The sequence below is a fragment of the Collinsella sp. HCP28S3_E9 genome, from assembly GCF_052065455.1.
Taxonomy (GTDB): domain Bacteria; phylum Actinomycetota; class Coriobacteriia; order Coriobacteriales; family Coriobacteriaceae; genus Collinsella.
The window spans coordinates 86,901-108,759 of the sequence record NZ_JBQHTZ010000003.1; the positions used below are offsets into that span (position 1 = coordinate 86,901).

20 protein-coding genes are annotated in these 21,859 nt (G+C 59.9%); 12 read left to right on the forward strand and 8 right to left on the reverse strand.

Annotated elements, in window-relative coordinates; all coding sequences use genetic code 11:
• Both ACTNA2_RS02450 and ACTNA2_RS02455 read left to right on the forward strand, forming a co-directional pair.
• Positions 1-342, forward strand: a complete 342-nt coding sequence (locus tag ACTNA2_RS02450; RefSeq protein ID WP_427719764.1) for a thiamine-binding protein — start codon at positions 1-3, stop codon at positions 340-342.
• Positions 339-1,034: a thiamine phosphate synthase gene (locus tag ACTNA2_RS02455; RefSeq protein WP_441048513.1), complete on the forward strand. Its 696-nt coding sequence runs from the start codon at positions 339-341 to the stop codon at positions 1,032-1,034. The genes ACTNA2_RS02450 and ACTNA2_RS02455 overlap by 4 nt, the downstream gene beginning before the upstream one ends.
• A 174-nt stretch (positions 1,035-1,208) precedes the next feature.
• On the opposite strand, the gene ACTNA2_RS02460 is transcribed toward ACTNA2_RS02455, so the two are convergent.
• Positions 1,209-2,078: a patatin-like phospholipase family protein gene (locus ACTNA2_RS02460; RefSeq protein ID WP_441048514.1), complete on the reverse strand. Its 870-nt coding sequence runs from the start codon at positions 2,076-2,078 to the stop codon at positions 1,209-1,211.
• Positions 2,079-2,400: 322 nt separating this feature from the next.
• On the opposite strand from ACTNA2_RS02460, the gene ACTNA2_RS02465 reads away from it, so the two are divergent.
• The 6 genes from ACTNA2_RS02465 to ACTNA2_RS02490 all read left to right on the forward strand — a co-directional run bounded on the left by ACTNA2_RS02465 (position 2,401) and on the right by ACTNA2_RS02490 (position 9,946).
• Positions 2,401-5,118 (forward strand): EAL domain-containing protein, encoded by a 2,718-nt coding sequence (locus tag ACTNA2_RS02465; protein ID WP_441048515.1) that lies wholly within the window; start codon positions 2,401-2,403, stop codon positions 5,116-5,118.
• Between the two features lie 126 nt (positions 5,119-5,244).
• Positions 5,245-6,774 (forward strand): diguanylate cyclase domain-containing protein, encoded by a 1,530-nt coding sequence (locus ACTNA2_RS02470; RefSeq protein WP_441048516.1) that lies wholly within the window; start codon positions 5,245-5,247, stop codon positions 6,772-6,774.
• A 111-nt stretch (positions 6,775-6,885) separates the two neighbouring features.
• A complete protein-coding gene (locus tag ACTNA2_RS02475) occupies positions 6,886-7,509 on the forward strand; it encodes a flavodoxin family protein (protein ID WP_427728306.1) in 624 nt (207 codons plus the stop codon).
• A 185-nt stretch (positions 7,510-7,694) separates the two neighbouring features.
• Positions 7,695-8,036 carry an arsenate reductase family protein gene (locus ACTNA2_RS02480; protein ID WP_055252194.1) on the forward strand — a complete coding sequence of 114 codons (342 nt, stop codon included), beginning with the start codon at positions 7,695-7,697 and terminating at the stop codon, positions 8,034-8,036.
• Positions 8,037-8,122: 86 nt separating this feature from the next.
• On the forward strand, positions 8,123-9,253 hold the full coding sequence (locus ACTNA2_RS02485) for a GTP-binding protein (protein ID WP_427719863.1): 1,131 nt from the start codon (positions 8,123-8,125) through the stop codon (positions 9,251-9,253).
• A 93-nt stretch (positions 9,254-9,346) separates the two neighbouring features.
• Positions 9,347-9,946 (forward strand): tRNA (cytidine(34)-2'-O)-methyltransferase, encoded by a 600-nt coding sequence (locus ACTNA2_RS02490; RefSeq protein WP_441016550.1) that lies wholly within the window; start codon positions 9,347-9,349, stop codon positions 9,944-9,946.
• A gap of 111 nt (positions 9,947-10,057) precedes the next feature.
• On the opposite strand, the gene ACTNA2_RS02495 is transcribed toward ACTNA2_RS02490, so the two are convergent.
• The 3 genes from ACTNA2_RS02495 to ACTNA2_RS02505 form a co-directional block, all read right to left on the reverse strand.
• A complete protein-coding gene (locus ACTNA2_RS02495; protein ID WP_441048560.1) occupies positions 10,058-12,538 on the reverse strand; it encodes an excinuclease ABC subunit UvrA in 2,481 nt (826 codons plus the stop codon).
• A gap of 25 nt (positions 12,539-12,563) precedes the next feature.
• Positions 12,564-13,682: an AAA family ATPase gene (locus ACTNA2_RS02500; RefSeq protein WP_441048517.1), complete on the reverse strand. Its 1,119-nt coding sequence runs from the start codon at positions 13,680-13,682 to the stop codon at positions 12,564-12,566.
• A 93-nt stretch (positions 13,683-13,775) separates the two neighbouring features.
• Complete coding sequence (locus ACTNA2_RS02505; protein ID WP_441048518.1) at positions 13,776-15,779, reverse strand: GTP-binding protein; 2,004 nt, start codon at positions 15,777-15,779, stop codon at positions 13,776-13,778.
• Positions 15,780-16,024: 245 nt separating this feature from the next.
• Between ACTNA2_RS02505 and mscL the strand changes: the two genes are divergently transcribed.
• Positions 16,025-16,450, forward strand: coding sequence for a large conductance mechanosensitive channel protein MscL (gene mscL, locus ACTNA2_RS02510; protein WP_154517006.1), 426 nt, complete (start codon positions 16,025-16,027; stop codon positions 16,448-16,450).
• Positions 16,451-16,568: 118 nt separating this feature from the next.
• Here the strand turns inward: mscL and ACTNA2_RS02515 are convergent, their stop codons facing one another.
• Positions 16,569-17,057, reverse strand: coding sequence for an N-acetyltransferase (locus ACTNA2_RS02515; protein ID WP_441048519.1), 489 nt, complete (start codon positions 17,055-17,057; stop codon positions 16,569-16,571).
• A 77-nt stretch (positions 17,058-17,134) separates the two neighbouring features.
• Between ACTNA2_RS02515 and ACTNA2_RS02520 the strand changes: the two genes are divergently transcribed.
• Positions 17,135-17,431 carry a hypothetical protein gene (locus tag ACTNA2_RS02520; protein WP_441048520.1) on the forward strand — a complete coding sequence of 99 codons (297 nt, stop codon included), beginning with the start codon at positions 17,135-17,137 and terminating at the stop codon, positions 17,429-17,431.
• A 48-nt stretch (positions 17,432-17,479) separates the two neighbouring features.
• On the opposite strand, the gene ACTNA2_RS02525 is transcribed toward ACTNA2_RS02520, so the two are convergent.
• The gene (locus ACTNA2_RS02525) at positions 17,480-18,184 is read right to left on the reverse strand and encodes a class I SAM-dependent methyltransferase (protein WP_441048521.1); all 705 of its coding nucleotides are present in this window, start codon (positions 18,182-18,184) and stop codon (positions 17,480-17,482) included.
• A 440-nt stretch (positions 18,185-18,624) separates the two neighbouring features.
• Here ACTNA2_RS02525 and ACTNA2_RS02530 point away from each other — a divergent pair, with 440 nt between their 5' ends.
• Complete coding sequence (locus ACTNA2_RS02530; RefSeq protein ID WP_427719347.1) at positions 18,625-19,026, forward strand: hypothetical protein; 402 nt, start codon at positions 18,625-18,627, stop codon at positions 19,024-19,026.
• Between the two features lie 129 nt (positions 19,027-19,155).
• Here the strand turns inward: ACTNA2_RS02530 and ACTNA2_RS02535 are convergent, their stop codons facing one another.
• Positions 19,156-19,971: a putative RNA methyltransferase gene (locus ACTNA2_RS02535; RefSeq protein WP_441048522.1), complete on the reverse strand. Its 816-nt coding sequence runs from the start codon at positions 19,969-19,971 to the stop codon at positions 19,156-19,158.
• A gap of 178 nt (positions 19,972-20,149) precedes the next feature.
• On the opposite strand from ACTNA2_RS02535, the gene ACTNA2_RS02540 reads away from it, so the two are divergent.
• Positions 20,150-21,532, forward strand: coding sequence for an MATE family efflux transporter (locus tag ACTNA2_RS02540; protein WP_441048523.1), 1,383 nt, complete (start codon positions 20,150-20,152; stop codon positions 21,530-21,532).
• Between the two features lie 27 nt (positions 21,533-21,559).
• Here the strand turns inward: ACTNA2_RS02540 and ACTNA2_RS02545 are convergent, their stop codons facing one another.
• Positions 21,560-21,853 carry a LysR family transcriptional regulator substrate-binding protein gene (locus ACTNA2_RS02545; protein ID WP_441048524.1) on the reverse strand — a complete coding sequence of 98 codons (294 nt, stop codon included), beginning with the start codon at positions 21,851-21,853 and terminating at the stop codon, positions 21,560-21,562.
• Between the last annotated feature and the right edge of the window lie 6 nt (positions 21,854-21,859).

A 21,859-nucleotide genomic window follows, 5' to 3' on the forward strand; every position in this document is an offset into this window, starting at 1 on the left:
ATGTCCGAACCCGCAACCGCTGCCGACATGAACACGCTCGTCGCCGTAGCCATCGCCCCGTGCGGCACAGGCGACGAGCTGTCCGCCGAGGTCGCCGAGGTCGTGCGCGTCATTCGCGAGAGCGGCCTTCCCAACCGCACCACCTCGATGTTCACCGAGATCGAGGGCGACTGGGACGAGGTCATGCAGGTCGTACGCGACGCAACCTTTGTGTTGGCAAGCAAGGGCATCCGCACCGAAGTCGTGCTCAAAGCCGATATTCGACCCGGTTTTACCGACACCATGACCGGCAAACTCGAGCGCATGGAAGCTCAGATCAAAAAGCAGGAGGAAGCACGATGAGCATCCGCGATAACCTTGATATCTCGGCCTATCTGGTACTCGGCCCCGAAAACACGCTGGGACGTCCCGTGGGCGATGTGGTAGCGCAGGCGCTCGATGCCGGCTTTACCTGCATCCAGGTGCGCTCCAAGGTGGCAAGTGCCCGCGAGATCATCGCGCTGACGGGCGACGCCGCGCAGGCTATCGCTCGCGCCGGCAAGACCGGCAAGGTCGCCCTGCTTATCGACGACCGTCTGGACTGCGTACTCGCCGCACGCGAACAGGGTATCGCCGTCGACGGCGTGCATGTGGGCCAGAGCGATATTCCCGTCGAGGTCTGCCGCAAGCTTCTGGGCCCCGATGCCATCGTGGGCCTTTCGGCCCGTTGCGAGGAAATGCTCGAGTACGTCAAGACCGCCGACATGAGCCTAGTCGACTACCTGGGCATCGGCCCGCTCCACGAGACCGAGACCAAGCGCGACTGTGGACGCGCGGCAGATGGCTCCATCATCACCAAGAGCTTTGAGGACCTGGCCGCGCTCCATGAGGCAAGCCCCGTTCCCATCGTGGTCGGCGGCGGCGTCAAAAAAGCCGATCTGCCGCAGCTCAAGGCCACCGGCGTCGAGGGCTTCTTTGTGGTGAGCGCCGTCTGCAGCGCTGACGACCCCCATGCCGCAGCCAAGGAGCTTGTCGACACCTGGCAGCAGGCATAGGCATAGGCCGAGCAGCTGATTCGCAGCCTCATATCTTCAATAGCGGAAAGCGCATCCCAGTTTGGACCTCCATTCTGGGATGCGTTTTCCGCATGCGACTCCATTGGGAAACTGCATCCCATTCCAGACGCAAATTCTGGGACGCACTTTCCGCCGAGGGCTCTGCAGTTTGCCCTACTCTGCCAGATATGCTTCCAACGCCGACAAGGTCGCGGCCGCATCACGACGACCGACCTGGTAGATGCGCTCGAGCTCCTCTGGCTCGCGACACAGCGATGGCACCTTCACCGATTCGCTCGGACGCACCACGAAAACCTCGCCGCTGGCCTCGCGACGCGCCAGGTCGTCGAGTGCAGCGTTATATACCTCGTGCCGGCGTTCAAGCGCCTCGACAAACTTCGGATAGTGGCGGAACACACGTCGCAGCATGGGCATCAAACTGTTCGGCTGCTTTACAAAGCCTGCCGGCTGCGTCAGCACCACGATGTTGCGGTCATACCCCTGTTCGAATAACCACGCACTGGGAATGGAATCGGCCACGCCGCCATCCAGATATCGATGTCCGTCAATCCGAACGGGTTTGGTCGCCACGGGAATCGCCGACGATGCCCGAATCCACTCGATATCGCGCTCATCGCCATACGGCAGGTCGTGATAGACGGCCTCACCCGTCTCGATATCGGTGCACACACACGTAAACCGCATAGGACAGGCACGATACGCCTCTAAGTCGATAGGATCGCGCTCAAGCGGCACCTCATGATAGGCAAAATCGGCATTGAACATGTCACCGGTTCGCAACCAGCTTGTCACGCTCGCATAGCGCTTGTCGGCGCAATAGGCCTTGTTATACCGAATGGCGCGACCGATCTGGCGTGACTTAAAATTGTACCCAAACGCCGCACCCGCCGAGACACCCACCATATGGTCACAAGTTAAGCCGTGCTCCATCCAGACATCGAGTACGCCCGCCGTATACATACCGCGGTAGCCGCCTCCCTCGAGTGCAAGCCCCACCGTGCGCGTCGTATCCGGCTGTGTCATGCGACCATCTCCGTTCCTGCGTTTAAAACCGGGACAAGTATACCCGTCAACATATAGCGTCTCAGTCGCATTTTTATCGGACATCTCATCATTGCGGTACCGTTTAGCGAATAATGGCCGCGCACAGCATGGGCACCCATATATAATTCTGCGCTGTTGTTTATACTACTCAGCAGTTATCAACTGCAAACATTAGCCGGTAAATTAACCCAACAACGCAGCGAGGCGGGGCCTGGATACACGCAAAGCGCCGAACAACAACGCGTGTGCACAACGAGCTCGCCCGACGCAATTCGCCCGACCTCAGAAAGCCGCTTACGACATGGATACTGTCAGCAATTACACCGAGACGCTCGAAAAGACCGTCCGCGACCTTCTTGAACGTCAGGACGATCTGATCAGGACCGCCTTTACCGACCAGCTTACCGGACTTGGCAACCGCGGCGGCTTTGTCCGTTCCCTCGAGGAGCTCTGGGAGCAGGAACTGCCCGTCACCATGGCTTTTATCGACATCGATAACCTTAAGCACTGCAACGACGTCTTTGGGCATGACGAGGGCAACCGCTACATCTTGCAGGTAAGCCTCTATCTCAAGCTGTATATGAAGGTGGACGAGGCGGCGTTTCGACTGGGAGGCGACGAGTTCGCCATCCTCTCTACGATTGCAACCGAGGACGACCTCGCCGATCGTCTGGAACACTGCCGAACAATCTTGCTCAACAACAACGATTCCGGGATGCCCCACTCGTTTAGTTACGGAGTGTCCCACGCCGACCCCGCCCTGGGCGAAGCCCCCAATCGCATGACGCTCGATGCCGACCATCGCATGTACGACTACAAACTACGCCATGCCTTGCACCTCGATCGACGCAATATCACGCAAGTCCATACCGACGACTTCGAAATAAGCGACCGTGTTTTCGACGCCTTTTCGATGCTCAACGAAGGTCGTTATTTCTTTATCGAGAACTTGGACAAACATCGCACCCTTTGGTCACAAGGTGCCTTGCGCGATCTCGGACTTCCTTCAGAGCACATAGACAACTGTCGCGATTACTGGAAAAAGCGCGTCCATCCCGATGACCTTGAGGCTTTTACCGACGACTTCGACCAAGTCTATAACGGCTCCAAGCACCATCGAGTCATGCAGTATCGTGTACGCAACGCCACAGGCGACTACGTGCTCTGCCGTGCTCGCGGTTTTCGCATCGATGGGAGCGAAAACGAGCCCTCGCTCTATGTCGGCGAGCTCGTCAATCATTCCCTTGCCGAGACCGTCGACGCCGCCACGGGGCTTGGAACGCAGCGTATGCTGGTCAACGCTATCGATGCCTGTCGCCGTGACCGCTGCAAAACAGGACTCATCGCCGTGCGCGTTCGCGGCACGACGAAGCTCAACGAGCTCTATGGAGCCGAGGCGGTCGACAGCATGCTTGCCGAATACGCAAGCCGTATGCTGTCGATCACCCGCGGTAGGAGTCGCGTCTTCCGTTCACGAAGTGTCCAGTTCGTCGTGCTCAGCAACGCTTTGGACCACGGGGCATTTGAACTCCTGACCCATCGTCTAAAAGAGACCATTTTTGCCCCCGTTCAAATCGCGGGCGACACCATCACTCCCGTTTGCATTGTCGCCCCGGTCTTTTACGAGCGCCTGGACTACCAAACATCTGCTGTTTTGCGCGAACTCGACCGTCGCCTTCGCACGGCTGGCGGGCTTGTCCCCAACGACAGCCTCCCTATACCCGAGATCGAGCGCAAAAGCGCAATCGCCGAACGCATCGATATGCTCACCGGCCTCTGCCGACCCAGCGAGTTTATGCGCCGTGCCAATGCCTTCATCAAGGCAAAGCGCGACGGCGCTTGGTGTATCGCCACCGTCGACATGGGCCACATGCGCCTATTTAACGAATGGTATGGACAGGCCGAAGGCGACCGTATGCTTGCCGATGTGGGCACGGTGCTCAAGGATATCGAGAACGCCGACATGGGTGTCGCGGGATACTGGGGGCAAGACGACTTTTGTCTGCTCATACCCTTTGAGCGCGATTTCGTTCACCGAGTCTATGCGCGCGTGCGCGAGGCTGTAGCCAAGCACGACGACGGCGTAGGCTTTTGGCCGTCCATGGGCGTATGCCCCATCGACGCGAGCGAGGAAATCACCATTGATGCCCAGGCCAAGGCCATGTTTACCAATCGACGCGCCAAAAACGACTTTAAGGAGCGCATTGCCGTTTTCCGCCCCGAGGAATACGAGCATGAGGTTGCGTTCCACCACACGCTAACCGAGTTCCAGTATGCGCTCTCAAACGGCCGCATCACTTACTACCTGCAGCCCCAGGTCGATATGGAAACCGGCGAGATCATTGGCGCCGAGGCGCTCACACGCTGGATTGACAAGGATGGATCCCTCATTTCACCTGTCACCTTTATCCCCGCTCTCGAGGAAAGCGGCTTTGTGGTAACGCTCGACAAATATGTTTGGCAGGGCGTTGCCACATGGCTTCGTGAGCGTCTCGATCGCGGTCTTCGCGTTGTTCCGATCTCCCTCAACGTGTCGCGCGTGGACATTCTTGCCTGCGACGTTGCCGAACATATGGGGGCGCTCGCCGCTCAATACAACCTGCCGCCCGAGCTCATGCGTATCGAGATCACCGAGACCGCCTATACCGGAGAGTCCGAGGCCGTGGATAAGCTGACCGCGGATCTGCACACCCGCGGCTTCTCGACCTATATGGACGATTTTGGTACCGGCCAGTCCACGCTCGCGATGCTCAGGAACGTGAATGTTGACGTCATCAAGCTCGACCGCACCTTTGTGCCCACCGACCGCGATCAAGGCCGCAGCGCGCGGATCGTGTCATCGATGCTCGAGATGGCGCAGTCGCTCCATCTGCCCGTTGTAATCGAAGGCATCGAGACAAATGAGCAGGCAAACATGCTACGCCACATGGGCGCCCGCTACGCTCAGGGTTTCCTCTACTACCGACCCATGCAGGCAAAGGATTTTGAGGCATTGCTCGATGGCGGCAATAACAACTGATACGCTCGCGCGCAAAACGCCACCGTCGAAGGAAGCATTTGTCCCCATGGCTAACTCATATCCCCAATCCAAGCCGAATTGGGGATATGATACAAACCGTTGTCCTGCCCAAGGAGGTTATCCATCATGAACGAGTCGTACCGCATGGGCGAGCAATCGATTATTGCCTATCTTCAGCGACTTGCGAATGGCATCTCGACCGCCGAACTCGATGTTGCCGCGCTGCCCGCTGGGCTACGCGCCGTTGGTGAGCAACTACAAAAGACGTATGCCATCCTGCAACAAGAGCGCCAGCTGCTTGAGCGCAACGCCTATATCGATCCGCTCACCAACTTGGGCAACCGCGGCGGACTCGACCGTCACGTCGAGCAGCTCTGGCGCAAAGGCGACCCCTTCACCTGCGCCTATATTGACATCGACCATCTCAAGCATTGCAACGATATGTTTGGCCACGCCGAAGGCAATCGCTATATTCTGAGTATTTGCCGCACACTCTCCGAAACCATGGAGCACGATGAGATGCTGTTCCGTATCGGTGGAGACGAGTTTGTGCTTATCTCGCTCTCCGCAAACGAGACTGAACTCGAGCAGCGCTTGGAGCAGGTACGTGCCGGGCTGATCGAGGCGAGCTCAGGTGGCAAGGCGCCCATGATCGCCAGCTTTAGCTTTGGCTGCTCGCGCGTCGATCCACTTGCCGGCGACACGCGTCGCCAGATGACGATGGATGCCGATCGCAAGATGTATCGCTATAAGCTTATGCATCGTGTGCAGCAACCGAAAGACAATGACGCGCCGCAACGCCCAATCGTCGATCAGCTTCCCTGCAACGACCGGGTGTTCCAAGCGATCTCCATGAGCTCCGAGACGCGCTATCCGTTCATCCTTAACCTCGATACGGGAGAATCGCAATGGTCGGTTAACGCCGTGCGCGATTTTGACCTGCCCTCCCAGCACCCTTTTAACTCACTCGACATGTGGCTCGCCCGCGTTCATCCCGAGGACCGCGACAACGTGCGCGCCGAGCTCGACATGGTGATAAACGGCACGTGGCACTTCCATTACATGCAGTATCGCGTAATGGATGCCACCGGAAAATACGCGCTTTGCGACTGCACGGGCTACCGCTTGGACGGCACCGATACCGAGCCCAGCATGTATGTGGGCATTATCATCAACCGAAGCTTGGCAGATACGACAGATTCCGTGACTGGCCTAGGCGATATTCACGCCCTGGTCAACGCCATTGGTGAAATGCGTCGCGTGGCGCGCGAGGCAGGCTTTATTGCCATTAAAATCAACGATATCGCTCAGGTCAATGCCCGCTTTGGCTTTGATGCGGGCGACCGTGTTTTGGCAGAAAGTGCCGCCTGCCTTATGGAATGCTCGCGCGGCAAGGGTCGTCTGTTCCGCTCGACGGGACCAATGTTCGTGGCGCTTTTCGACGACTTTGATCCCGAAGAGACCGACGCGATCGCAGACGAAATCGAGCGATTCTTGGGGTCGCCCGTGCTCTTTGGCTCATTTGAATATCAGCCGCCCATTCGTGTGGCGACACTTCATCTAGACGCTGTCGACCGACAGCCCGTTTCCATTTTGAACGAGCTCAAAGCGCTGCTTGAAGAGGCGCCGCAAGTACCGGGCACCAAGCTGGACTAGCGTCGTGGGGAGCGATGTGAAACACAAGCCGTTTCACATCGCTCCCCACGCCATCTGCCCTCTCGTGCGATAATCCTCCGCAGAAGTCACCGACAGCAGAGGGAGTTTGTGATGAAGGTTCTTTTGGTCAATGGCAGTCCCAAGGCAAACGGCAACACCGCCCGCGCACTCGCCGAAGTCGCCGAGCAGCTCAATGCCGAAGGCATTGATACCGAGGTGTTTCAGCTGGGCGCCAAGCCCATTCGCGATTGTATCGGTTGCGGCCAGTGCGGCAAGCTTGGCGGTCGCTGCACCTTTGACGACGACGTGGTGAACGAGCTCATCGCTGCCGCTGAGCAGGCAGACGGCTTTGTCTTTGGCTCACCCGTCTACTATGCGCACCCCAGCGGACGCATCCTTTCGGCCCTCGATCGCGCCTTCTATGCGGGCGGGCACGCCTTTGCGCACAAGCCCGGCGCCGCGGTCGCTGTCGCCCGTCGCGGTGGCACGTCGACCACCTTCGATGTGCTCAACAAGTACTTCACCATCAACCAGATGCCCGTAGTCGCCTCCACGTACTGGAACAACGTCTTTGGTCGCGTGCCCGGCGACGCCGATGGGGATGCCGAGGGCCTTGCCACCATGCGCAACATCGGCAAGAACATGGCCTGGCTCCTGCAATGTATCGAAGCAGGACAGGCCGCCGGCATCAGCGCGCCCGAAGCCGATCGCGAGCGCACCAACTTCATTCGATAAGTCCAGCGGTGGTCACCTCGATGTTCTATCAATGTCAGCGAAAAGCCAGCTGATGAGGCAAGGTGCCTTGAAAGAGGAGGGCGCTGGGCTGTTGCCCGCGCCCGACGATTGAAAGGCAGATTGCCCATCAGATGGCTTTGCAGCGTCGAGGTGACCGCCGTTCGTTAGAACGGCGGAACAGATACATGAACGTGCAAATCTTCGGCACCAAAAAGTCCTTCGATACCAAGAAGGCCCAGCGCTATTTTAAGGAGCGCCGCATTAAGGTGCAGTTTATTGACCTTAAGGAAAAGGAGATGAGCAAAGGCGAGCTCACGAGCGTGATGCAGGCGGTCGGCGGCATCGACAAGCTGCTCAACCCCAAAGCCAAGGACGAGGAGACACTCGCACTTATCCAGCACCTCACTCCCAGCCAGCGCTTTGATAAGCTGCTCGAGAATCAGCAGGTACTGGCCGAGCCCATCGTGCGCAACGGCAAAAAGGCCACCGTCGGTTATTGCCCCGATGTATGGGGAGCCTGGGAGTAGCCTGTGTTATTTGCCGGCGCGTGGGTATAAGAGCAGGCGTTTGGCATAAGATTCAGCTGTAAGCCATATCTAACAAAGGAGGGCACATGCCCAACAAGCCCGTGAAGATCATCATGCTTACCGGATACCTCGGTGCCGGCAAGACCACGCTGCTCAACCATATCCTCGCCAACGACGGCGGTATCCGCGCCGCCGTGATCGTCAACGATATCGGCGAGATCAACGTCGACGCCAGCCTTATCGCCGACGGTGGCCTTTCCGAGACCGACGACCTCATCCCGCTCACCAACGGCTGCATCTGCTGCACGCTTTCGGACGACCTGGCCAACCAGCTGCAGGGCATTGCCGATTCGGGCAAGTTCGACTACATCATCATCGAGGCCTCCGGTATTTGCGAGCCTATCCCCATCGCCTACACCATCTCGAGCTTCTGCGACGAGGCCAAAGTGGGCGGCGAACCCAAGCTCGCGCTCGACAACATCGTTGCCGTGGTCGACTGCGCCCGCATGTACGACGAGTTCAACGGCGGTCGCGACCTGCTGGCCGAGGATATCGACGAGGACGACATCGAGAGCCTGCTCATCCAGCAGATCGAGTTTTGCTCCACGCTGATCCTCAACAAGACCGATACCGTGAGCCCTGAGCAGATCGCCGAGCTCAAGGCCATCGTGCGCAGTCTGCAGAAGGACGCCGTGATTGTCGAGGCTCAAAACGGCGAGGTCCCCATGGAGGAGCTGCTCGATACCGATCGCTTCGACTTTATGCGCGCCTACAACTCCGCCGCCTGGATCGAGGCCATGGAGCATCCCGAGGAGCACGACGACCCCGAGGTGCTCGAGTACGACATCGAGACCTTTGTGTACTCGCGCCGTAAGCCGTTTGACCTGCAGAAGTTCACCGATTTTGTTGAGCAGGAGTGGCCCGACGAGGTCATTCGCGTCAAGGGTCCGCTGTGGCAGACCGGCGATCCGGACATGTGCTACATGTTCGAGCAGGCCGGACGCCAGATGCGCCTGATGGAGAACGGCCTGTTTGTCGACTCGGCGCCCGAGGGCGAAAAGCAGAAGATCATCGACGAGAACCCCGAGATCATGCAGATTTGGGACGACGAGACGGGCGACCGCATGACGAGCCTGTGCATCATTGGCCGTCACATGGACAAGGATGCGCTCATCGCCGCCCTCGATGCCTGCCTGACCGACTGGCACCGCGCTTAGGTTATCCAAGTGGGCGTTTTCCGCCCACGTAACCGCCAAACCACCACGAAGGTACCCTTCGTGGTGGTTTTTCGTTCTATGCCAAGGAGATTCATGTTCAATATCGTGCTGTATGCGCCCGAGATTCCGGCCAATACGGGTAATATCGGCCGTACCTGCGTGGTCACCGGCGCCCGCCTGCATCTGGTGGAGCCACTGGGCTTTTCGCTCGACGACAAAACGGTGCGTCGCGCCGGCCTGGGCTACTGGCAAAACTTGGACGTGACGACCTATGCCAGCTGGGAGGATTTCCTTGCGCGCAATGACCTCTCCCCCGCCGACGACCGCTTGCATCTGCTGACCAAAAAGGCACGCCGAACCTATGCGCAAAGCACTTACCGTGACGGCGACTATTTGGTCTTTGGCAGCGAGAGCTCGGGCATTCCCGAGGAGCTGCTCGCCGCAGCGCCCGAGCGCTGCGAGCGCATCCCCATGCTGCGCGATTGTGACTCACTCGACAACGCCGAGGCCTGGGAAGCCCACGAGGAATCGCTCGGACATACCGAGGACGGCCATGAGGCCATCCTTCGGCAGGATATCTGCGGCAACTTCGTCAATCCGGACGACTACCGCATCAGCGCACTCAACCTCTCCAACAGCGCCGCCATCGTCCTCTACGAAGCCCTGCGCCAGACAGGCTTTGCCGGCATGTAAAAACCTGCCATTAGGGGACGGGGCAGAAATGGTAGACTTTCAAACCCTCTAACCCTTGAGAAATTGGTTTTGGCATCAAAGCGACAAAGGGCTGCCACTTTGTCGCTTTGCCTATAGATAGCGGCCAGTAATGCTCTTGGAGCAAGCAGCGATATCCGCCGGAGTGCCGGCGCAGACGACTTGCCCGCCCGCATCGCCACCGCCCGGCCCCATGTCGATCACATAATCGGCATTGCGGATAAGGTCGAGATCGTGCTCGATCACGATAACCGTGGCGCCCTTGGCGACGAGGCCGTCAAACACGTTCAGCAGCACCTGAACATCGAGCGGATGCAGGCCGATCGTGGGCTCGTCGAATACGAATACGGCATCGTCCTGCACGCGGCCCATCTCGCTCGCAAGCTTTAAACGCTGCGCCTCGCCGCCCGAAAGCGCCGGCGTGGGCTCACCGAGTGTAAGATAGCCCAAGCCCAGGTCGTGCAAGGTCAGCAAGCGCGCCTGAACCTTCTTGAGCCCCACCGTGGCGTCGAGAGCCTCGTCCACGCTCATGTCCATGAGCTGCGGCAACGTAAGCTTGCTCCCGTCCTTGCCCTCGCGATGGATATGCGAAGCCGTGTCTGCGTAACGCGAGCCTCGACATGCTGGGCAGATGATCTCGACGTCGGGCAAAAATTGCACGTCGAGCGATATCGAGCCCGTGCCATCGCATGTAGGGCAGCGCAAGGCGCCAGTGTTGTAGCTAAAGGCACCCGCCTTGTAGCCGGCTGCCTTGGCCTCGGGCGTACGGGCGAAAGCGCGACGCAGCTCATCATGGATGTCGGCATAGGTCGCAACCGTCGAGCGCACGTTGGCGCCGATAGGTGTAGCGTCAATCAGGTTTGCGCGTGCGATACCCTCGGCGTCGACCCAGCGCACATGGCTTGGCAGGCGCTCGCCAGCTGCCTGGGCCTTAAGCGCCGGGATGAGTGTCTCGAGCACCAACGTCGTCTTACCCGAACCCGAAACGCCCGTCACCGCGACAAGGCGACCGCGCGGTATATCGACTTCGAGCGGTTTGACGGTATGGATGGCATCGGTTGCCATGCGGATGTGGCCCTGATCGAACATTTCCTCGTCAGTCACCTGCGGACGCATACGCTTGGGGTCTGCGCGCAAAAACGGGGCGATGCGGCTGCCCTGCGATTGTTCGACCTCGTCCATCGTGCCAGCGGCAATCACATTACCGCCGCCTGCTCCGGCAACGGGGCCCATCTCGACCAGATAGTCGGCTGCCGCCAGTACGCGCGTATCGTGGTCGACAACAACCACGGTGTTGCCGTCATCCACCAGATCGCGCATCACGCCCACCAAGCCGTCGACATTGGCAGGATGCAAGCCAATCGAAGGCTCGTCCAACACATAGAGCACGCCCGTCGATCGGTTGCGCACCACGCGGGCGAGCTGCACGCGCTGACGCTCGCCCGTGGAGAGCGTGGCACCGGCGCGATCGAGCGAAAGGTAGTCGAGACCCAGATCGACCAGGCGACGGGCCGCGCTCAAAAACGAATCGCAGATATCCGCCGCCATGGGCCGCATCTCGGCCGGCAAGGATGCGGGCACCCCGCGCACCCACTCAATCGCCTCGCCCAGCGTCATGGCCGCGGCCTGCGCCAGATTGATACCACGCACCTGGGGCTGGCGGGCGGTCTCGGAGAGGCGCGTGCCGCCACAGTCACGACATGGCCCCTCGCGCAAAAAGCGCGCCATGCGTTTTAAGCCCTTGTCGTCCTTAACCTTGGCGAGCGCATTCTCGACGGTATAGACGGCGTTGTAATAGGTAAAGTCGAGCGGCGTGGCGCCCTCGCCGTTTTTGGGAACGTAGAGAATGTGCTTCTTAACCGCCGGGCCGTGGAACACAATGTCACGCTCTTGAGGCGTGAGCTGGTTAAACGGCACGTCGGTACGCACACCCATCTCGCCTGCCACTTGCTTCATCAGATCCCACATGAGCGTGCCCCAAGGAAGCACCGCGCCTTCGTTGATAGTCTTGGACTCGTCGGGCACCAGGCTCGCCTCGTCCACCTCGCGCATGACACCGGTGCCGCCGCAGGTGGGACACGCGCCGCCGCTGTTAAAGGCAAGATCCTCGGCACCCGGCGCGTAGAACTCACGGCCGCACTCGGGGCACGTGAGCGACAGGCCCGCGGCCACGTTAAGGCTCGGCTCCACGCGCGCCCCGCAGTGCGGACACACGTGATGGGCGCAACGGCTAAAGAGCAGACGCAGGCTATTGTTGAGCTCGGTCATGGTACCAAAGGTCGAGCGCACACCCGGCACGCTGGGGCGCTGATGCAATGCGAGCGCCGCCGGTACGTGCAGTACCTCGTCCACTTGGGCATGTTCGGCCTGTGTCAGACGGCGGCGGGTATAGGTGCTAAGCGCCTCCAGGTAGCGACGCGAGCCCTCGGCGTAAAGAACGCCCAGTGCCAGCGAACTCTTGCCCGAACCCGATACGCCAGCAATACCCACGAGCTTTCCCAGCGGAATATCGATATCGATGTCCTTGAGGTTGTGCACACGCGCGCCACGTACCTCTATAGCCTGCGGGCTCATCTTCTGTTCCGTCACCTTTATCACCCTACTTATGCCATAAAACGCGGTCGCGAATGTATTCGCCCAGCATGGGCACGGTAAACCGGACGAGGCCGTATCCGGCAGCCTCGATGACGCGCTCGCGAATCAGGCTTGCGCGATATTTACTCGCCCAGCTTTGGGTGCGGTCGCAGCGCTCAATGATGTCAGCCATGCGCGTCGGCTTGCCCCCATCAGCCGCCATGGCCTCGATAAAGAGGCGCTGCGGACTGCGCAACCCGTAATACAAAGGGGCGTCGACTGCTTCATAGAACTCGGAGATGGCATCGGCGTAGCCAGCCTCGACATCGCACACTTCAATGACCCGCGAGTCACGCCGGACAGCAGACCTCCACATGTAATATCCCACCAGCTGAACCATATAGGGATACCCCATGCTCTTGCGCGCCGCAAGGTCCGCCGTCTCCGCATCAACGCAAAGACCAGTGCCTTTGACCGTCTGGATATATGAATCGCGCACTTTGGGCAAAGAAATCGCCCCCAGCGTACGCTGCTGGGCGCGGCGCAAAAACGTTACGCTCGGCTCTTCGAGCAAGTCATCGACCATGCTGGGCAAGCCGGCAAAAACCAGCGCAAGACCGCGCTGGTCGCTATCGGGCAAGCCCGTAGCATCCTGGTCTCCGAGCACCTGCTGATAGAGAACGGCCAGCGCCGCCAGCTCCTCGATAGATGCCGATTGGGCCTCGTCAATCGCAAACAGTAAGCCCTTTCCCGGCCCGAGTTTCTTGAGGCGTTCGTTGACTAACCCGCGCAACGTCTCGCCTTTTGCCCGCGCCGCCTCGACCGACATTCGGCCAAACGACGGACCAAACTCCATTGACGTCACAACGGGTTTATTCGAGCGAAGCGCGTCGGCCAAGCGGTCGCATAGGCCAAGCGAGGCGGAATCGGAGACAACCGCCCATCCGCGCTCGCTAGCTAAACGCTGCAGCTCCCGCAAGAGAACTGTTTTGCCACAGCCGCGGTTTCCCGTAATGAGCATGAGCCTGCCCGGCGCTCCGGCGCCGTTATCGAGCCCTTCCTCGAAATCTTCGATGACCGACTCGCGGCCGATGAGTATCGGAGGCCGCTTGCCAGCCGTGGGCTTAAAGGGATTTGGATTCATGTCGGCCTCCTCGGATTGGCAAACCCCGGTAACAGTTATACCAACTTATACCGAGTTATACCAACAGGATGCGACAAAGAGACTCACCCTCTATCACCTATGGCCGAAAAACTCGACGTCCGCCGCTCGCCAGGGGCGGAAGGTGGCGGGATCGACCTTTACGTGGGCTGCCTCGGGGACGTCGTACCACTTGACCGTGTAGCCGGCGCCGTGAGAGCAAAAGACCGAGTCGGGCGTGTTGGGTAGATCGGCCTCGGGCTCATAGGCGACAGTCTCGATGACGCGCTCGGCATCATGGCATGCCGCATAACCGGCAAACTCCAGGTACAGATGCCCGCGACCGCTCGTGTAGGCGGCCACCTCCAGCGCATAATCCTGCACCTCGGATGCCGGCACGCGACCCACAAGCTTTGCCCGTTCGCCCGCCATCGTCGGCGGCTCGTAGTCGGCTCCCATACGCGTGGCGTCTGACAACGCCCTGCCCACACACTCCCCCGGCACCTCGAGCTCAAAGCGATACCACGGCTCCAACAGCACCGCCGCGCCGGCCTCACGCGCCTGCATGAGCCCCTGGCGAATCGCGCGGTACGTGGCCTGGCGAAAGTCGCCGCCCTCGGTGTGTTTGGCATGCGCGCGGCCGCCCGTGAGCGTAATGCGCACATCGGTGATGGGCGAGCCGGTCAGCACGCCCAGGTGATCTCGCTCCATGGCGTTTGTGAGCGCCAGGCGTTGCCAGTTAAGATCGAGCTCGTCGGTCGAGGTCACGGTGCCAAACTGCACGCCCGAACCCGCTGGCAACGGCTCCAGGCTCAGATGCACCTCGGCATAGTGGCGCAGTGGCTCAAAGTGGCCCACGCCCTCGACCGGCTGCGAAATGGTCTCCTTATAGAGAATGCCGCCGGCCTCAAACGAAATCGAAAGGCCAAAGCGATCGGCCAACACCCGCTGCACGACCTCGAGTTGCACGGCGCCCATCAGCTGCAGGTGAATCTGCTCCAGATGAGTATTCCAGCTTACGCCGAGCATGGGGTCTTCGTCCGCCAACTCAGTCAGCGCTTTAAACACCGCATGGACATCGTGTTCGCCCGGAAGCACCGTATAGGTGAGGACCGGAGCGATGACGGGCGCATCACACACGGGCTCCGCACCCAAGGCGTCCCCTGGGCGAACGTGCGCAAGACCCGTCACGGCACAAATACCGCCAGCAGCAACTTCTTGGGCAAGCTCATACTTTTCGCCGTTATAGATGCGCACCTGATCTACCTTCTGCTCCCATGCCTCGGCACCGGAACGCCCGCTGATCATCTGTTTTGCACACAGCGTGCCGCCGGTCACTTTAACCCATGCCAAGCGCTCGCCGCGATCCCCGCGGCTGACACGATAGACGCGCGCGGCAAACTCCGGAATCCATATCTGTTCGCGCATCAGCGCGCATATGCCATCCAGCAGCTCGCTCACGCCCTGGTCCTTGAGCGCCGAGCCGGCAAAGCAGGGAAAGAGCTTGCGCTCGGCAACCATGCGCGACAGCGTTGCGACGGAAAGCTCACCTGCCTCAAGAAACTCCTCGAGCGCCGCCTCGTCCAACGCAGCAGCGTCCTCCTGAACGGCGCCGCCCTCCAGCAGTTCGTTGGCATCCAGGCAGCCTTCGGAAAGACGCCGCCCAAGTTGTGCCAGCAAAACATCGCGGCCGGGATTCTCCAAATCGATTTTGTTGATATAGATGAACGTCGGAATGTCATAGCGTGCAAGCAGGCGCCACAGGGTTTCGGTGTGCCCCTGCACGCCGTCGTTGGCGCCCACAACTAAAATCGCGTAGTCGAGTGCGCGCAGCGTGCGCTCCGCCTCGGCAGAAAAATCGACATGCCCCGGTGCATCCACGAGCATGACGCGGGTATCACCGCGGTCGAGCACGGCCTGCGACGAGAAAATCGTAATGCCGCGCTCGCGCTCGATCGCGTTAGTGTCCAGATGCGAATCGCCATCGTCCACGCGGCCGCGCTTACGAATGCGACCCGCATTGAACAGCATGGCCTCGGCCAGCGTGGTCTTGCCAGCATCGACATGCGCCAAGATTCCAACGACCGCTTGCTTCGACATGGCTCTCCTCTTATTGCAAGCCCGTCGCACGCGGAAACGGGCGCTCTCGTTCCACACTGGATGATACAATTTACGGGCCGGCGGGCGAAGCGGGCCCTATCCCCCGACAGAGCTCATCGCCCCGCGTTGCCGTGCGGCGATTTTCGTAGGTTCGCGCCTTGCGAAAGCCGGCACCTCCCCTTTTTGCCTGCCCGGGCTCATCCGGGGCGGCAACAACGCGAACCCCACAACAGCGAGGAGTCACCATGAAGACATTGCTCAACGAGTTCAAGGAATTCATCAATCGCGGCAACGTGATGGACATGGCCGTCGGCGTGATTATCGGCGGCGCATTCACCGCCATCGTGACCTCACTTACCGATAACATCATCAACCCACTTATCTCCGTGATTGCCGGCGGTAGCGCTACCGAGATCTCGGGGCTGGTGGTGCCGGGCACTAATATCGACTTTGGCGCCTTTATCGGCTCGTGCATCAATTTTTTGATTGTGGCGGCAATCGTCTTTGCCATCGTCAAGGCATTCAACAAGGCGCAGGAAATCGGCGACAGGCTCGCCGGTGCCACCGCCGAGGAAGCCGCACCGGCGCCCGTCTGTCCGTATTGCCTGGAAGAGGTGCACGAAGGCGCGACCAAGTGTTGCCACTGCGGAAGCGAGCTGCCCCGAGCGTAGGTGCCTTAGAGCCGACAGCGAGCGGCATCTACCACCTTACAAAACAGCGCAGCGATTAAAAATGGCCCCACCCGGGGCCATTTTCGCTTACTTGGAGCGTAGATACGCGCCCCCGCTCTTATGCCTCGCGCAGCCAGTCAAACGCAACACGCGGCGTGCCGTCCGACACACACACGACGCCGGCACGCTCAAACCCCGCTTTAATACTCGCGCCCTGCATGGGCAGGTTGTCCCGATGCGTATCGATACGCAGATGGTCGGCACGCTCTTTGGCAAAGGCGAACATCGCAGCCGCGATACCGTGCACGGTGCCGTCGGACGCCACACGGTGCAGCACGGCGTACGGAGTGTCGCTACGCCATTGCCCGTCCTCAATTACGTCATAGCACTCGTCCGGGCCCGGTAAAAAGGCAAACGTCGCCACCACGCGGCCGTCGACTTCGAACACATAGCTACCACCGGCGGCGATATCGGCAGCCAGCTGCTCGGCAGAAGGCGTGCCCTCGGGCCACTGCGTGGCGTTGCCATGCGCGCGCATAAAGGCACGGGCCGCGTCATAGATAGCCATGACGGCGGGAATGTCGGTATCGAGGGTTTTTCTGATCATCACGCGGCGACCTCACGTTTATTGGTATCACTTTGATTGAGCAATGATACCAGCGTTTGAAGAGGGGCGAGAAGCAGATGGGAAGCAAAAAGCGAGCCGCCTGGTCAAAGGCCAAAAGCGAGTTTTTGGGCGCTGCCACCGGTGGCGCTATGAGCGACCTGTTTGCGCGCGAGGACGAGCGCCGCGACGCCCTGAACGCCGAGCGCGATGAAGCCTGGCGCTACAAGTCGTGCGAGCGCAAAAACCGTTACGGCACACGCGCCGAGGCCGAGGCCGTTATGGCCGACTGCGAAAACCGCGGGCGGCGTGGTTTGGCCTGCTACAAATGCGAATACTGCGGCGGCTGGCACCTGACGTCGCACCCTTGGAAATAGGCCCCGCATCGGCACGGCACTGACGGAGCGCCAACCATCGCCCGCAAGCTACGGGCGCGGCGGCACCAGAACATCGTAACGAACGGCCTTGCCCGCAAGTTGATAGCTCGGCTTAACGCCAGCAAGCAGCGGCCCCTTCACCGGCCGCTTGATAACGACCTTGCGCGGGCGCACCGCAAGCGCAGCTTCGACCAGCGTCTCCTCATCGGCACACGGCTGTTCCAGATGATGCAAGAGTTGGAACTTCTTTTTAACCGCCGCGCTCTTTGTGCGCTCGGGAAACATGGGGTCCAGATACACCACGTCGGGAGCGGTGAGCTCGCCCTGCCCGATCAACTCAGTTATATGGTGAAGGCCGGCAATGCTGTCCTCGCCCGCATGTAAGCGCATGCGTGCCACGGCAGTCGCAAGCGCCGGATTATCTGCCGCGCGATCCAAGGCATCCTTGAGGAGCGCCGCGATCACGCAATCCTGCTCATACAGATCGACGGTAAAGCCCGCAGCCGCCAGCAGCAGCGAATCCTCGCCAAAGCCTGCCGTGGCATCAATCGCCCATGGGCACTCGACGCCTTTTGCGCGCGCAGCCTTTACCAACAGCTCTTGCTGCAGACGACCCTGTTTGAGCCGTGGCAGCATGCGGACAAAATCGGCACGCAACTCCATCGTGCCGTCGATGAGCGTGAGGCCCGCGGACTTCCCGGTCAGCTCAAGCCCCGCGGCCCGAGCAACAGAAAAGGGATCGACGACGCCCATGGGTACTCCTTAACAAGCAAAATGAATACGTGAGCGCCGTTTATGCCAGCACCCAACCGTCCGCTATTGTCCCACATGCGACATGGCCCACAGCATCCCAATGCAAAGCACCGCCATCAATCCCGTGCACACGGCAGCGATCACAGAATCGCCCATGCGCCTTCCCAACGACCGCGGCTCATGCACTCGCCCTGCTCCGTACATCATGGCTCCTCCTTAAGAACAGCTCCTTGTTACGGTCTCATCATCGCAGTGCCGCACATGAGCTGCCATCGATTTGGCTTACGTCCAGCTTTCCTTTTTGAAAGGTCGAATTGGGCTGCGCGGGCTCAAAGCGCTTTCAGGCGCACGCATCGCTGCGTTGAACTACAATGTGCTTCACCATATGTGCAACACATGGGCTACGCCAGATCGGCGTACTCGTATCGAAAGGACCAGCCATGAGCTCCGCTCGCAAGACTCTCAAAATCCTTGCCCTCATCTACTTTGTTTTGGGCATCGCCAACCTCGTCATCGCCGGTATCGGTATCGCCAGGGGCAGCCTCGATTCCACGTACGGGTCGAACGCCATGCTCGCCGCGGTCGTGCTTGTCGTCAAGGGCATTGTCGATCTTTCCGCAGGTGTTGCGGGCATCAAGGGCGCCAACAAGCCCTCGCAGGTGGATAGCGCGTTTAAGCTCGGCATCGTTGCCGCAATCGCCACGATTGCGCAGGCCGTGCTCACGCTTCCCGCACTCGGCGGCAGCGCCGTCAATATCGGTGCCTTTGTCATCGTGGTCTACGACCTGTTCTTTGTTCAGCAGGCGCACGCCGTTAAGGCCGAGAACAAGGACCGCCTGTAGGCACTCGCTTCTCATAACCCCCGCAGCCAAGCAACTAACATGGGCCGATCGCGCAGTAACGCGGTCGGCCCTTTACATTTGCCCAGATAAAACCTGCCAAAATAAACCTGTCCCTTTTTGGCAGGTTGGTTAGCTGTGGTGGTACTCGGCAATGATGAAGTCGATGTCGGTTTTAAGGGTGTCCAGGTTTGCCAGGCGCTCTTTGTCGGTAGGGCGTGTGCGGTAGTAGTACGGCGTCATCTGGAACACCGCCTCGATGTCGGCCTGGGTCTGGAGCGTAATATTCGCGGACACCCGCTGTGTGCCGACCAGTTTAAGCTCCATCGTCTTCGGAAGCTTTTCGTCGTTGAGGTACGGCGTGTCGTAGAGCACCTCCTTGAGCCCAAAGAGATGACGGGCACCCGGCACCACGGTGTAGAGCGAACCCTCCGGCGCCAACACGCGGGCAAACTCGCGCTCGTTAAAGGGAGCAAAGAGCTCGGTCACCATATCGAAGGCGCCATCGGCCACTGGGATGTCTTTCATGTTGGCCACAAAATAGGTCGCATCGCCGCGCTTGGCGGCCAGGCGTACCATTTCTTTGCCCAGGTCAAAGCCATAAGCGTCCACGCCCGGCACCGCGCCCATGGCGCTGGTGTAGTAACCCTCACCGCAGCAAATATCGAGCAGCGTCATGGGGCCGCCTGTAGACGCAGCACGCCCAGAAACCCGTTTGCGCACCAGCTCGACCATTGCATCGCGCAGCGGCGCATAGTAGCCACGGTTCAAAAAGTCACGACGGCTGCGTGCCTGCGACTTGGGATCGCCCATGGAGTCGCCGCTCTTGGACGAACGTAGCAGATATAGATAACCCTCGCGCGCACGGTCAAACCGATGTCCGCCCGCGCATGCAGCACCGCGCTCGTCGTCCACCAACGGCTCATGGCAAACGGGACACAACAACATGGCAACTCCTTAGCGCGAACAACACAACGTATACCATTGTCGCACGCCTTCCCCACCTAGTCATTGGGGACGTTCTTGAATGACTAGTCGTTTAAGAACGCCCCCAATGACTAGGTGATTAGGAGTATCATCGTCTGCGCAAATAAGCACGAAATAGCACGTTAGAGATTGAGAGCGTATGGCTGATACCGCATCTAAGCACATCGACATGACCACCGGCTCACTGTGGCGCAATATCCCCCTGTTCGCCTTGCCCGTGGCCGCCACGAGCATCTTGGAGCAGCTGTCAAACCTCATCGCCACGGTCATTATCGGTAACTTCTCGGGCGACCAGGGAACCCTCGCCATGGCGGCAGTCGGCTCCAATGTTCCGCTTACCAGCCTTATGCTCAACCTGTTTATTGGCATGTCGCTTGGCTCCAACGTGGTCATCGCCAACGCTATCGGCCGCAACGATCAGAATATGGTCAAACGCGCCGTCCATACCTCGATTTTAATGGCGCTCGTGGGCTTTGTCGTCATCGCTCTGGGCGAGATCTTTGCCGAGCCCATGCTCGCCGCGCTCAACGTTCCCGCCGAGACCATGCCGCTCGCTTCGCTCTATCTACGCGTCTTTTTGCTCAGCATGCCCTCAATCTTGCTCTACAACTTTGAGGCCGCGATCTTCCGCTCCGTCGGCATCACCCGCATGCCGCTGCAAGCGCTTGCCGTGTCCACCGTCCTCAACATTGGCCTGGACCTCATCTTTGTCCCCGTACTCCACTGGGGCGTCGCGGGTGTCGCCATCGCCACCGCCATCGCCTACACCGTCAGCGCCGCTACACTCTTTATCCGCCTGCTCAAGACCGACTCCGTCGTCCGCGTCACCCCGCGCGACCTTGCTATCGACCCCGTCGCCCTCAAGCGCATCGTCAAGATCGGCCTGCCCGCCGGCATCCAAAGCGCCGTCTTTGCCGTCGCCAACATCATCATCCAGTCCGCCATCAACAGCCTGGGCACCGAGGTCATGGCGGCCTCGAGCGCCGCCATGAGCCTGGAGTGCGTGTGCTACAACCTGCTCAACAGCTTTAGCCAGGCTTGCACCACCTTTGTGGGACAAAACCACGGTGCCCGTCAGATCGACCGCTGCACCAAGACCCTTAAGGTCTGCCTGGTCGAAGGCGGTGTCGTCGCGCTCACCACGATTATTGTTATTGTCGGCCTGGGGCGCGAGATCCTGTCGTTGTTCAACAGCGATCCCAACATCGTCTCAATCGGCTATATCCGCGTGTGCTCTATCTTCCCTGCATACGCCTTTATCATGCTCTACGAGAACATGTCCGGCTACCTGCGCGGCTTTGGCATCTCGCTCATGCCCGCCCTTATCACCATGATCTGCGTCTGCGGCATCCGCTTCTATTGGGTATTCTGCGTGTTCCCGCACTTCCGCACCTTTGCGAACATCATGATGGTCTACCCCATCAGCCTGGGCACCACGGCGTTCTTTATGGTCGTGGCGGTACTACTCTGCCACCCGGCACGCACCCATCGCGCTACCCAAGCCAAAGCGACAGCCTGCTAAACACCGCACTCAACGCCACGCCAGTCATTAATTGACAATATGCGAGCTCATATAGTCGATAAAGCGCCTCGTGGCGATAGGCATGGTGTCCCAGCTGCGCCAGGCCGCCACTACGTCGCGTGAGGGGGCGTGCACGATGGGACGTACGCGAATATCGGCCCGCATGCCCTCCACAGTACGACGGTAGAGCATACTCACGCCTAGACCCTCCTCCGCCATCGCCATGATGGTGTAGTCGGCGGTGGACTCGCCCCTCATACAGCCGCGGCATAAAGGCAACCGGTGCGCCTTTACAATAGATGCCAACATAGCATTTGCCATAAAGGA